Raw genomic sequence first — 13,980 nt, 5'->3', positions numbered from 1 at the left:
ATGAAAGTAATCACTTTTGTTCTGTCGTTGGTATTGAGCTTTACTGCAGTTGCCAACGACACAAATCCTGCCAAAACGTTATTATTAGAAATGGCTAATGCTGTTCATAATCGTAACTTTGATGCCTCGTTTGTGGTTGTTAAAGGTAAATCAATGGAACCCTATCGATGGGTGCACGCCAAACAAGGTGAAACTGAACTCGAACACTTAAGTTTGCTCAATGGCGCAGGCCTTGAAATGATTAGAGTCAACGACCAGGTAACTTACTTTGAACCTCAGTCTGAACCTTATTCACTAAAAACAGACTCTATTGCAGGGCCTATCCCAGAAGTACTTTTTAAAGACATACAACGCTTAAGTGAGCACTACGATTTTGTACTTGGCGGAAAAGGGCGTATTGCTGGGCGTGCTGCACAACTTGTACGTATAGAGTCAAAAGATGAGCACAAATATAACTACTGGATTTGGCTTGATATGGAATCGGCGCTGCTATTAAAAGCTGCTTATGTAAACCATCAAGGAGAAGCTCTTGAGCAGCTTCAGTTAACCCATATTAGTGTGACTGAACAACCAGCTCCTATGCTATTAGAAGTGTTAAATCGAAATTTTCCTACACCCTTACCTGAAAGCGAGTTGGAAGGAGTTGATAATTCGTCAACTAACTGGAAAATAAGCTGGTTACCTGCCGGTTTTGAGCTACTCAAATCGGACAGACACAAGCTAGATTTGAATAATGAGCTTACGGATTACTATCTATATTCAGATGGGTTTGTTGAAGTGTCGGTATTTATTCAGCGACCACTACCTGGTAAACGTTTAAGTGGTGCACTCACCTCTGGCGCTACAACGGTTTATGTGCATAATGGCGGTAATTTTGATGTATCGGTTGTTGGTAATGTGCCAAGCCTAACTGCAAAGGCAATAGCCGAATCTGTTACGCGCGCTTTATAAACGATTCGTAAGGATTGTTATGATTGAACAAACCCTCACTGTTGTGGCCCTTAGTGGTCACACGGCTCATTTAGAAGCCGAGCAAAAGCAAGCTTGCGCTGGCTGCAACGGTCGTTGCGGCTCCCAAGTATTTAGTAAATTATTTGGCACTGCAAAAAAAACACTCCCTTATAAATTTGAGTCCCCTGTCGAAATAGGCCAGAAGATCACTTTATCCCTTGATGATAGCCATATGGTAAAACACGCATTTGCTGTGTATATGCTGCCGCTTTTTTTAAGTCTTGTTTTTGCACTTGCTACGTCTGAGTTATTAATAATGGGCGAAGTGTGGCAAATATTTGCAGCTGTTATGGGCGGTGTTTTGGGGTTTTATATTGCAAGAACACGTGTTAAATCGCTCAGGCACGATATAAAAGTAGTAAAAATTCACCCAATTAGCATCCCTTTAACTCAAATAGATGGTGATTGACGCCAATTAAATGTAAAATTGGCGTTTTATACCCAAGTAACTTGGAAATACAGGAAGCTGTGATTTAAAACAATTTAATAAATGTTAACCAGCATGGTTGCTGTGTGAGCCGTTATTGATTGTTTATATCATTTTTCGTCATTATGTATGTTTTGAATTAATTAAAAAGCATGCTAAAACAAGTATTTGCAAGTCACTTAGGTATCCATATTTAGTCCTTTAAATAAGAAGTATTGAACTCAGTTTATGAAGCATATCCGTAATTTTTCGATAATCGCCCATATTGACCACGGTAAATCGACCCTTTCAGATCGTTTGATTCAAGTTTGTGGCGGTTTAACCGACCGTGAAATGCAAAAACAAGTTTTAGATTCAATGGATATTGAGCGCGAACGTGGTATTACCATCAAAGCGCAAAGTGTAACGTTGAACTACAAAGCAAATGACGGCGAAACATATCAACTTAACTTTATCGATACCCCAGGGCACGTTGACTTCACCTATGAAGTATCGCGTTCTTTAGCTGCATGTGAAGGCGCATTATTAGTTGTTGATGCAGGGCAAGGCGTTGAAGCGCAAACTTTAGCAAACTGTTACACCGCAATTGAAATGGACTTAGAAGTAATTCCTGTATTAAACAAAATCGATTTGCCACAAGCAGATCCATTGCGTGTTGCTGAAGAAATCGAAGAAATTATTGGTATTGATGCTTTAGACGCTGTGCAGTGTAGTGCTAAAACAGGTGTTGGTATTGCCGAAGTACTTGAAATGATCGTCAAAGACATCCCGCCGCCAGTTGGTGAAAAAGATGAGCCTCTACAAGCGCTAATTATTGATTCATGGTTTGACCCATATCAAGGTGTTGTATCGCTTGTGCGCATTAAGCACGGTGAGCTACGCACGGGTGACAAAATTAAAATCATGTCTAACGAGCACATTCATACAGCCGATCAAGTGGGCATATTCACACCTAAGCAAACCAATACAGGTATCTTACGTACCGGTGAAGTAGGCTTTGTTATCGCAGGTATTAAAGAGATTCACGGTGCACCCGTTGGTGATACGATCACACATCAAAGAAACGCAGCACCAGAACGTTTACCTGGCTTTCAGAAAATTAAACCGCAAGTATATGCAGGTATGTTCCCAATTGCGTCTGACGAGTATGAGTCATTCCGTGATGCGCTTAACAAGCTAAGCTTAAACGATGCGTCTTTATTCTTCGAGCCAGAAAACTCAACGGCACTTGGCTTTGGTTTTCGTTGTGGTTTCTTGGGTATGCTCCACATGGAAATTATTCAGGAACGTTTAGAGCGCGAATACGATATTGATTTGATTACAACCGCACCAACGGTAATTTACGAAATCGTAACGAAGGACGATCGCACTTTCCAAATCGATAATCCGTCTGACTTACCCGCAGTAAATGACATTGTAGAAATTCGCGAGCCGATTGTTGAGGCAAATATATTAGTACCGCAAGAGTACTTAGGTAATGTAATTACCCTATGTATTGAAAAGCGCGGTAGCCAAACCAAAATGACTTATCACGGTAAGCAAGTTGCAGTAACGTATGAGTTACCAATGGCTGAAGTGGTAATGGATTTCTTCGATAAGCTTAAATCTACAAGCCGTGGTTTTGCATCGCTAGATTATAATTTTAAGCACTTTCAAACCTCAGATATGGTTCGCGTTGATATTTTAATTAATGGTGAACGTGTTGATGCGCTTGCAATTATTGCTCACAGAGACAGTGCGCAATCGCGTGGTCGTCAGCTTGCTGATGCGCTTAAAGAGCTTATTCCGCGTCAAATGTTTGATATTGCAATTCAAGCCGCGATTGGCCAGCATGTTATTGCGCGTACAACTGTAAAACAGCTACGTAAAAACGTAATTGCCAAATGTTACGGTGGTGATGTGAGTCGTAAGAAAAAGCTACTCAAAAAGCAGAAAGATGGTAAAAAACGCATGAAACAAGTAGGTAATGTAGAAGTACCTCAAGAGGCGTTTTTAGCTATTTTGAAAGTTGGCAAATAACAACAAAGGATTATAAATGGCTGGTTACTTTTCAATTTTATTGGTGCTGTTAACCTTAGGCTCAGGCTTAATATGGTTAATAGACCACTTAATGTATGCACCAAAAAGGCAAGAGCGTTTAGCGTTAGCACAAACCTCTGCTGGCGCAAAGTTAGATGATGAAACAGCAGCATTAATTGCACCAGAGCCAGTATTAACTGAAACTGCAAAATCGATTTTTCCGATGATTGCTGCTATTACTATTTTCAGATCGTTTATCTTTGAACCTTTTCAAATTCCGTCAGGTTCAATGATGCCAACACTACTCGTGGGCGATTTTATTTTAGTACAAAAGTATTCATACGGTATAAAAGACCCCGTTTGGCGCACTCAATTAGTTGAGATGGACGAGCCTGAACGTGGTGATATTGTTGTTTTTAAGTTTCCTGGCAATGAAACAATTGACTACATCAAAAGAACAATAGGACTACCTGGCGATAAGGTTGTATACCGCGATAAGCACCTATACATTCAGCCAAAGTGTACTGAGGGTGAAGTAAACCGCAGTAACTTACAATGTGGTGAGTACAACAAAATTGACATGGAAGTGAAAGATAGAGGCGAGTTTATGCTAAAAGGCATGGAATCGGTTCGAATAAATGAATCGCTAACAGAAGATGGTCACGATATTTTAATTTACCCTGAGGTTCCAGAGAAAAAAGGTCGCTACTTTAGACAAGCTGGTACTCGCACTGATGAGTGGGTTGTACCCGCAGATCACTATTTTATGATGGGTGACAACCGCGATAATAGTGAAGATGGTCGATTTTGGGGATTTGTACCAAAAGAAAACTTGGTGGGGAAAGCTGTCTTTATATGGATGAGTTTTGAATTTGAGAATGGCCCTGATGATGTTTTACCAGGATGGGTTCCAACTGGTGTTCGCTTTGAACGCCTAGGTAATATTCAGTAACAATGAAAAAAAATGTAACAGAGTTATACAACAAAATCGGCTACGAGTTTTCTGATCAAGGTTTACTTGAACAGGCAATGACGCACCGCAGTCACAAAGGTCAGCATAACGAGCGCTTGGAGTTTTTAGGCGACTCAATTTTGAGCTTTGTTATTGCTAATGCACTTTATGCCAAATTCCCAAAAGCACGTGAAGGCGACTTAAGCCGCATGCGTTCAACACTGGTACGTGGTCAAACACTTGCTGAGTTTGGCGTTGAATTTGGTTTAGGTGATTACTTACGTTTAGGCCCAGGTGAGCTTAAAAGTGGTGGATTCCGCCGCGAATCAACACTTGCCGATGCAGTAGAAGCCATTATTGGTGCCGCGTTTTTAGATTCAGGTATCGAGCGTTGCAGCGAGCTTATTTTATCGTGGTACGAATCACGGTTAGATGCTATTTCACCAGGGCTTAACCAAAAAGATCCGAAGACCCTGCTGCAAGAGCATCTACAAGGTCGCAAACTTCCTTTACCAGGCTACACTGTGGTTGATACAAAGGGCCAAGCGCACAATCAAACATTCACGGTTGAATGTATTGTTGATGGAATGGATAGCATAATTTCTGTTGGTAGCTCACGCCGTAAGGCCGAACAAAAAGCTGCTGAAAAAGCATTGAAGATAATTAAAAATGAATCTTGATACCCTAATACAACCTCATGAAGGCGATATTGATACATTTTGTGGCATGATTGCCATTGTAGGACGTCCTAACGTAGGTAAATCGACTTTACTCAATGAGATTATTGAGCAAAAAGTCAGTATTACTTCACGTAAGCCGCAAACAACGCGCCACCGTATTATGGGTATTCATACAGAAGGTAAGCATCAAGCCGTTTATGTTGATACGCCGGGACTTCACATAGAAGAAAAGCGCGCAATTAACCGTTTAATGAATCGTGCTGCGTCTAGTTCAATTGGTGACGTAGAACTGATTATTTTTGTGGTTGAAGGAACACACTGGACTGCTGATGATGAAATGGTACTAAATAAAGTATCACAAAGCGGTAAGCCCGTGATGTTGGTTATTAATAAAATTGACCAAGTGAAAGACCGTGATTTAGTGCTTCCGCACATGAAGTTATTAGGCGATAAGTTTGACTTTGTAAGCATTATGCCGGTTTCGGCTAAGCAAGGTAAAAATATTGACCTTATAAAAGACGAAGTAACCAAACGTCTTCCGCCATGTGAGTTTTACTTTCCAGATGACTACGTGACCGATCGTTCGATGCGCTTTATGGCTGCAGAGGTTATTCGTGAAAAGCTAATGCGCTTTATGGGTGAAGAATTACCTTACTCGGTTACTGTTGAAATAGAGCAGTTTAAGTGGCAAGAAAACGGTGTTTGGCATATCAATGGGTTAATTTTAGTTGAACGTGAAACACAAAAGCGCATGGTTATTGGTAACAAAGGCGAAAAGCTAAAAGTAATTGGCCGTGAAGCCCGTAAAGATCTTGAAGAAATGCTCGATAACAAAGTATTTTTAGAGCTTTGGGTAAAAGTTAAATCTGGTTGGGCTGATGACGAACGCGCACTTAGAAGCCTAGGCTATGGTGAAGACTAAAATAGTAAGTAACCTACTTTATGGATAGTGACTTCTATACCGCATATTTATTACACCGACGTCCTTATAGTGACTCACAAGTAATGCTCGATATGCTAGTAGAAGGCGTTGGCCAGCTTAGAATGATCGCACGAATTAGTGGCCGCCAGGCCACTAAACACAAAGCGCAATTACAACCCTTTCAACCTCTACTTGTTCACTATAGTGGTAAGTACGATTTAAAATACATTAATAAATTTGAGCTGCACGGCGCACCGCTTTTTCTATCTGGTGACGAGCTTTATTGTGGGTTTTATTTAAACGAGTTAACAAACAGAATAGTGCCTGTTAATGAGCCTATTGAACAAGCTTATGAGCTTTATAAATCTCATTTAGAAAACTTAAACCGTGGCACCAATTTGCAATCTGTTTTGCGTTCGTACGAATTTCAATTACTAGAATTACTGGGTTACGGTGTTGATTTCAGTTTTGATACCAACGGTGAGCCAATAGATGAAGCGCTTACGTATAGTTATTTCTCTGAACTTGGGTTTGTTATCCAAGAAGATACTCGCTCAGGTTTTAGCGGTGAACAGCTTCAAGCAATAGCAAATCATGACTTTAGCCGAAAAGATGTGTTATATATGGCAAAACAGTTAAGTCGCTATTTACTAAAACCTTTGTTAGGTAATAAGCCATTAAAAAGTCGTGAGTTATTTACGGCCTCTCAATAAACGTAATTTTACAGGTAAAACAATGAAAGATATTCTTTTGGGTGTAAATGTTGATCACATTGCAACGCTTCGCCAAGCACGAGGAACAACGTATCCTGACCCAGCACATGCAGCAAGCGTTGCAGAGCACGCCGGTGCAGACGGCATTACCATTCATTTACGTGAAGACCGCCGCCACATTCAAGACCGTGACGTGTACGTAATGGCAAAAACCATTCAAACACGTATGAACCTCGAAACAGCAGTAACCGATGAAATGATTGCTATTGCTTTAGAGGTGAAGCCTGAATATGTTTGTTTAGTGCCGGAAAAACGAGAGGAATTGACCACTGAGGGCGGTTTAGATGTTGCAGGTAATATAGAAAAAATAAAAGCGGCAACTAAAACCCTTACTGATGCAGGTATCAAAGTCTCATTATTTATTGACGCGGATACTGCACAATTAGATGCTGCAAAAGCCTGTGGCGCACCTTATGTAGAAATACACACCGGTGCATACGCAGACGCTACAAACGATAGCGACTTAAGCAAAGAACTTGAACACATTCGTCAAGGAGTACAATACGCTGCAAGTTTAGGCTTAATTGTAAATGCAGGGCATGGTTTAAATTATCATAATGTAAAACCAATAGCGGCTATGCCAGAAATTTATGAGTTAAATATAGGCCACGCTATTATTGCGCGTGCCGCCATTGATGGCCTAGATAAAGCGGTGCGTGATATGAAGCGCCTAATGATTGAAGCGCGGATTTAACTTTAATTATAACTAGCTGTTTTAACTTAACTATCAAGTATGAGTGTTAAGGCATAATTGAAAGACGCGCTTAAAGCACGTCTTTTTTGTTTTTACTATCCATTTTTGCGTCAACCAATAGGTTTTCAAGCTCATCTTGTAGCTCAAAAAGTTCAGGTTCTATATTTTCGAGCACGCACTCATTTTTAAGTGAAGTCTCAATAGTTTCAGCTAACGATTTTAATTTCGGTACACCCGTGTAGCAACACGCACCATGAAATTTATGCACAATACTAAGTACTTGTTCGCAAGCTTCATCATCAATAGCTTTAGTCAGTAAATTAAGCGTTTCTGGTACGCTTAAAAGCAGCATATTAAGCATTTCAAGCGCCAATTCGTTTTTTCCGCCAGCGCGTTGTAATGCAAGGGGCCAATCTATTCGGCTACTCTCAAAAGGCGCTGGACTTTGTGGTATTTCATTTTTGCTTTTTTCACGATTTATTGGCGTTTGTGGGCTGTGGTCGCTAATAATTTGTTTAAGTGTATCTTCATCAATAGGCTTGGTTAAATATCCTTTAAAGCCATCTTTCAGTAGTTGTTCTTTTTCACTATGCAGGGCATGCGCAGTTACTGCAATTATAGGTGTGTCTTCATTAAGCGATGACTCTTGGATAAGTTTACACGCGGTTATGCCATCCATTATCGGCATTTGAATGTCCATAAAAATAACATCGTACTTATGGCTTTTACTTAAACTATAAGCTTGTGAACCATTATGAGCGGTATCAATTACTTCAACCTGTTCATCGAGCAATGTACATATAAGTTTTAAGTTAGCATCGTTATCATCAACAACCAGCACTTTAAGCGGTAATAATTTTTGCTCGCTCTGCTCTATATTATGAACAGGATGGTCGAGTCTATATGGTGCGGCAAGCACTTCACATAACTTACGATGATTCAGCGGCTTACTTAAGCAAGCATCTGCACCGCTGCCAATAAACGCCTCACGCATATTATGTGAAACGGTATTAAGCATTAAATATAAATAGTCGGTCGAGTCTCTTACTGTTTTTACATAGCCTTTTAATAGTTGCATGTGATCAACCGATGCCATGTGGCCAATTAAACAAATATCAAATTTGGTTTGGGTATTTTCTACGGCCGATAAAAAGCTGGCTTCGTTAAAGCATGGCGTTACATTTGCTTGCCACTCAGTCAATAAAGACAATACAGCATGATGCGTATGCTCGTGCGGCTCAAGGTATAAAATACGCTTACCAATGAGTGACTTACTTGGTAGATCGTTTGTAAATACGTGATTAGGCAGTCTAAAAACACTATTGAATGTAAAACATGTTCCGTTACCAGGCGCTGAGTTTAACGATATTCGACCATTCATCGCTTCAACAATATGTTTGGTGATAATCAGGCCGAGGCCGGTCCCCCCAAATTTGCGCGTAATGCTTGAATCTGCTTGGCCAAAAGGAGTAAACAATGAATCTTGCTTATCCATTGGTATACCCACACCGGTATCTGTTACCGACACTAAAACAGAGGCACTTTCTTCATCAAGTAAGCGGTAGCTAATATCTACTTTTATAGAACCTTGCTCGGTAAATTTAATTGCGTTACTTAATAAATTAATAAGTACTTGTTTAAAGCGAGTAGGATCGCCAGTCAAATCGTCAGGGACTTGTGGGTTTATATAAATAGAGAGCTCAAGCTGTTTTTCATGGGCGCTTGGGGCAAGCAATGTCATTACTTCATTTACTGCATCGCGCAATTGAAATTGAATCGATTCAAGTTCCATCGCTCCAGCTTCTAGTTTAGAAAAATCTAAAATATCGCTGATAATAGTCATTAAACTATTAGCCGATAACATGATTGTATCGAGGTAATCTTTTTGATGCTTGTTCAGTGGTGTTTTATAAAGCTGGCGGGTAAATCCCATTACACCATTAAGTGGTGTACGTAGCTCGTGACTCATTTTTGCTAAAAAGTCAGACTTAACACGGTTGGCATCTTGTGCTTCTTTTTTTGCCATTGTGAGCTGAATATTTTGCGTTTCATATTGTTCAAGCGTTTCACGATAATCACTGGTTGCTTGGTCAATATTTTTTTGCATTTCGTCTTTTTGCATCACCATAGTATCGGCTATGGTATTTAATCCTTCACGAAGAATATCAAATTCACCCAACATGGTATCAGTAAGGCCAGTACTTCTTTTTCCTTCAACGAGTTTGTCGGTTGCAAGTACTAACTTATTTAAAGGAGTCATGAACATGCGGCTAAGTTTAAATGCCATAATTGCCGCTAATACCAAAGATAAAATAATAACTATGCCACTAATAAGTAAGGCGCGTTGTTGGCCTATAACGGCTTTATCTTTGTTTAGCTGTAAAATGACCGTACCTAACGATGTTTGAAAGGCTGAAGCGTCCCATTGAGTATTAGGTGAAGAATGACCAACAATTGGCGTATAGAAGGTAATTATATCTTTTGAGGATTCTATTTTTGTGGCTTTAAGTGATGCAAGAGACGCTTGATTGATTAATTCATCAAATGAGCGGTGGTAATTACTCGTCATCAACAGCTCGTTGTTAGTGTCAAATATAGCAATTGACTTAATAGACGGGGAGTGCCGATTATGTGTAAAACTGATTAAACGATTTAGTAATACTTTATTTTTATCAAGAAGCGGTTGTTCTAAGGCAATTGCTAAAGGCTCCGAAATAGTTGCGCCTTGCTGATATAAAATTTCATCAAGCTCAATGTAACGATTTACTGTAAAATAACCACCAAGCAGCAATCCAATGATCACAGTGGGGATCAGGGTCAAAGTTAAAACAGAATCACGTAAGCCTAATTTGGTCATAGTGGCAGCATTATTATCATTATTAGTATGTTTTGAGTATATACGTTTCGATGCCTATTCTCAAAGCTTCACCTACACGTGATTAGTTACGAGTTTTAACCTAAATAAATGTAAGGTAATGCCACATGGCGCAAATTTTTAAAGCGAAAAAAAAACCTCTTCAACAAAAGTCAGTGGTGCTCGATATAACAAATATGGATCACCAAGGCCGTGGCGTAGCAAAATATAACAATAAAGTATGCTTTGTCGCAGGCGCATTACCGGGCGAGAAAGTAAAAGCGACCCTTGTTGATGATAAGGCGCGCTACAGTAGTGCAATTACACACAAAGTGATTAAAGCAAGTGAAGCCAGAGTAGCGCCTTTTTGTGAGCATTATAACCATTGTGGAGGCTGTCAATTACAGCATTTAGATGTAAACCAGCAAGTAGTTGAAAAGCAAGCCGCAGTTGAACAGCTTTTCGAAAAATTTGCCAAGCAAACAAATTTAAACTGGCAAGCTCCAATATTAAGTAGTGCAACGCATTATAGGCGAAGTGCACGAATAGCGGTTATGTTTGATAAGGCCGCTAAAAAAATGCGTATAGGGTACAGAGCGAGTGGTTCAAAAAATATTGTGAGTATTAATAAGTGTGCGGTTTTGACTGACGCCTATGAAACTGTTTTTACACTCTTTGACGAATTAATTAATCACAATAAGTCATTACACAGTATAAGCCACCTACAATTATGCCAAAGTGAAACGCATAACTTTGTGGTCATTCGTCACACTAAAGCAATTAGTGATGAAGCAAAGGCTGTGGTCATAAAAGCCTGTACGCCTTACAAATACTCAGTTATTTGGCAAAGCGAAAGTGATGTAATTGACCATACTAATATTACTATGCCTTACTATTACCTAGATGAATTTAAACTAAAATTTGAGTTTGGTTTGGATAATTTTATTCAAGTTAATGCTCAAGTTAATCAAGCTATGTTAAAACAATCGGTAGATTGGCTTGGTTTAAGTGGTAATGAAAATATATTAGATTTATTTTGTGGTATTGGTAACTTTTCACTTGTGCTGGCAAAACAAGCAAAAACGGTGATTGGTATAGAAGGTGTTGCTTCTGCGGTTGCAATGGCCGCGCAAAATGCGCAAACTAACTCTATCAGTAACGCGCAGTTTCATTGTTTTGATTTAACGCAAAAAATACAAAATGCGCAGTGGTTTAATAAAAACCTAGATGTGTTGGTATTAGACCCTTCACGTACTGGTGCAATGGCTATATTAGAGCAGTTACCTTTAAAGCAATTTAAAACAATTTTATACGTCTCTTGCGACCCTGTTACCCTAGCCCGTGACAGCGCTATTATTTCGCAAGCAGGCTTTGAGCTCAACAAAATTGGGCTAATGAATATGTTTCCTCATACTGGGCATATTGAAACTATGGCGTTATTTCAACGGAGGTAAAGCGCATTATGGTAGCGACACGTCAATCACATCAACAAGATGAAACGGGTGATCTTTTTACACGGTTAAAAGCACTCGACCTATCTACAGAAAAGACTCAGTTGCTTAATAAGGCGCAAGCGCTTTGTGTTAAAAGTGATAACCAAGACTGGCAAAATACAGCCATAGAAATGGTGGAAATTTTAGTCGAGTTAAACCTCGATGCTGAGTCGTTAGCTACAGCGTATCTAACACCCTATTTTTTAAATGATGTGGTCTCCCTTGAAACCGTTCAAGAGCAGCTTGGAAGCAATATATCCTTGTTGTTAACGGGGGTTTCTCAAATGGCGACTATTAGTACTTTGTCGCACCAAGGTAAAGGCACTGTTCAAGTCGATAATATTCGTAAAATGTTATTAACCATGGTTGAGGATGTGCGCGCTGTGGTGATTAAACTTGCTGAGCAGGTATGTCATTTACGTAACGTTAAAAATGCAGGTGAAGAAGAGCGTGTTATTGCCGCCAAAGAAACAGCCGACATTTTTGCTCCTTTAGCAAACCGACTTGGTATTGGCCAGTTAAAGTGGGAACTTGAAGATTTATCGTTCAGGTATTTACGCCCAGATACGTACAAAAAAATAGCAAAACAGCTTGATGATAAACGTCTTGCCCGTGAAGCCTATATGGAAGACATGGTAGAACAGGTTAAAAGCCGTTTAAGTGAAGCAGGTATAGAGGCTGAGGTATATGGTCGGCCCAAGCATATCTACAGTATTTACAAAAAAATGGCGCAAAAAAACTACGAGTTTGATCAACTTTTTGACATACGTGCTATGCGTATTGTGGTTGACCGCTTGCAAGATTGCTACGGTGCGCTGGGTATAGTGCATACCAACTGGCGCCATTTGAACAAAGAGTTTGATGACTATGTTGCAACGCCTAAGCAAAATGGCTATCAGTCAATTCACACCGTTGTTTTTGGCCCTGAGGGCAAAACCGTAGAAATACAAATCCGCACGCAAGATATGCATCAAGATGCAGAACTCGGTGTAGCCGCTCATTGGATGTACAAAGAAGGGGCTTTACCTGGGCGTGGCTCGGGTTACGAGCAAAAAATTAGCTGGTTACGTAAATTACTGCAATGGCAGGAAGAAGTGGTGGATGGCGGCGATTTAGCTGAAGAGCTAAAAAACCAAGTTGTTGAAGACCGTGTATATGTATTTACCCCGCGGGGCGATATTTTTGATCTACCATTAGGGGCCACGCCGCTCGATTTTGCTTACTACATTCATTCTAATGTGGGACATCGTTGTATTGGCGCGAAAGTATTTGGCAAAATAGTGCCGTTTACGCATCAATTAACGACGGGCGATCAGGTCGAAATCCTCACACAAAAACAGCCAAACCCCAGTAGAGATTGGTTAAATCCGTCACTGGGTTATATTAAATCATCTCGTGCACGTGCCAAAATACACCATTGGTTTAAGCAACTTGACCGCGACAAAAACTTAAGTGCGGGTAAAGAGATTCTTGATAACGAGCTGCAAAAGCTTGATTTAACATACAAAGATTTAGCCCCAGCAATCAAGCGATTTAACTTTAAAGAGCTTGATGACTTAATGGTCGCAATTGGAGCAGGCGATGTGCGTCTTAACCAAATGCTTAATTTTGTTACTGACCGTACAGAAGACGAACCTGTTATTCGTTTTAAAGCACCAAGCAAAGTAACGGGCGATAAAAACGGCATAGTGGTTGATGGTGTGGGTAGTTTAATGAGCCACGTTGCTAAATGTTGCCGCCCCGTTCCAGGTGATCAGATCATCGGTTATATAACGCAAGGCCGTGGTATTGGTGTACATCGTGATGATTGTGATTCATTTAATAATTTGAAAACGCAGCACCCAGAGCGTGTTGTTGAAGTTAGTTGGTCTGAAGATATAAATGGATCATACGCGCTCAGTATAAAAATTGAAGCAAGCGACAGATCTGGACTAATTCGCGATATCAGTTCTGTACTGGCTAACGAAAAAGTAAACGTACTTAACATGAATGTAAATACCGTGGGCGCTGACCAGTTAGCAGTATTTACCATGCAAATAGAAGTACATGATTTATCGGGCACTAATCGTGTACTTTCTAAATTGCATCAAATTGAAGGTGTTCACCATGCTAAGCGAGGGCAGTAGCTTTGGCTAACCATTCAGCATTAACAGAA

The 13,980-nt window shown here is 40.1% G+C and carries 11 protein-coding genes; 10 read left to right on the top strand and 1 reads right to left on the bottom strand.

Annotated elements, in window-relative coordinates; all coding sequences use genetic code 11:
* The 8 genes from PS1M3_RS12150 (at position 1) to pdxJ (ending at position 7,478) form a co-directional block, all read left to right on the top strand.
* On the top strand, positions 1-951 hold the full coding sequence (locus PS1M3_RS12150; RefSeq protein WP_008132755.1) for a MucB/RseB C-terminal domain-containing protein: 951 nt from the start codon (positions 1-3) through the stop codon (positions 949-951).
* 19 nt (positions 952-970) lie between these two features.
* Positions 971-1,420, top strand: coding sequence for a SoxR reducing system RseC family protein (locus tag PS1M3_RS12145; protein WP_008132754.1), 450 nt, complete (start codon positions 971-973; stop codon positions 1,418-1,420).
* A 246-nt stretch (positions 1,421-1,666) separates the two neighbouring features.
* Positions 1,667-3,457: a translation elongation factor 4 gene (lepA, locus tag PS1M3_RS12140; RefSeq protein WP_008132753.1), complete on the top strand. Its 1,791-nt coding sequence runs from the start codon at positions 1,667-1,669 to the stop codon at positions 3,455-3,457.
* A gap of 16 nt (positions 3,458-3,473) precedes the next feature.
* A complete protein-coding gene (lepB, locus tag PS1M3_RS12135) occupies positions 3,474-4,409 on the top strand; it encodes a signal peptidase I (RefSeq protein WP_203984474.1) in 936 nt (311 codons plus the stop codon).
* Between the two features lie 2 nt (positions 4,410-4,411).
* Positions 4,412-5,089: a ribonuclease III gene (rnc, locus tag PS1M3_RS12130; protein ID WP_006794149.1), complete on the top strand. Its 678-nt coding sequence runs from the start codon at positions 4,412-4,414 to the stop codon at positions 5,087-5,089.
* Positions 5,079-6,011 carry a GTPase Era gene (era, locus tag PS1M3_RS12125; protein WP_006794150.1) on the top strand — a complete coding sequence of 311 codons (933 nt, stop codon included), beginning with the start codon at positions 5,079-5,081 and terminating at the stop codon, positions 6,009-6,011. The genes rnc and era overlap by 11 nt, the downstream gene beginning before the upstream one ends.
* A gap of 20 nt (positions 6,012-6,031) precedes the next feature.
* Positions 6,032-6,724 (top strand): DNA repair protein RecO, encoded by a 693-nt coding sequence (gene recO, locus PS1M3_RS12120; protein ID WP_203984467.1) that lies wholly within the window; start codon positions 6,032-6,034, stop codon positions 6,722-6,724.
* Between the two features lie 22 nt (positions 6,725-6,746).
* Complete coding sequence (gene pdxJ / locus PS1M3_RS12115; protein ID WP_006794152.1) at positions 6,747-7,478, top strand: pyridoxine 5'-phosphate synthase; 732 nt, start codon at positions 6,747-6,749, stop codon at positions 7,476-7,478.
* A gap of 70 nt (positions 7,479-7,548) precedes the next feature.
* On the opposite strand, the gene barA is transcribed toward pdxJ, so the two are convergent.
* On the bottom strand, positions 7,549-10,335 hold the full coding sequence (barA, locus tag PS1M3_RS12110) for a two-component sensor histidine kinase BarA (RefSeq protein ID WP_203984458.1): 2,787 nt from the start codon (positions 10,333-10,335) through the stop codon (positions 7,549-7,551).
* A gap of 125 nt (positions 10,336-10,460) precedes the next feature.
* Between barA and rlmD the strand changes: the two genes are divergently transcribed.
* Both rlmD and relA read left to right on the top strand, forming a co-directional pair.
* Complete coding sequence (gene rlmD / locus PS1M3_RS12105) at positions 10,461-11,786, top strand: 23S rRNA (uracil(1939)-C(5))-methyltransferase RlmD (RefSeq protein WP_203984456.1); 1,326 nt, start codon at positions 10,461-10,463, stop codon at positions 11,784-11,786.
* 8 nt (positions 11,787-11,794) lie between these two features.
* Positions 11,795-13,951, top strand: coding sequence for a GTP diphosphokinase (relA, locus tag PS1M3_RS12100; RefSeq protein WP_006794155.1), 2,157 nt, complete (start codon positions 11,795-11,797; stop codon positions 13,949-13,951).
* Positions 13,952-13,980: the final 29 nt, after the last annotated feature.

Origin of the sequence: Pseudoalteromonas sp. PS1M3 (assembly GCF_016865405.1) — a bacterium.
Classification (GTDB): domain Bacteria; phylum Pseudomonadota; class Gammaproteobacteria; order Enterobacterales; family Alteromonadaceae; genus Pseudoalteromonas; species Pseudoalteromonas marina.
This window is presented reverse-complemented; position numbering and strand designations above follow the sequence as displayed.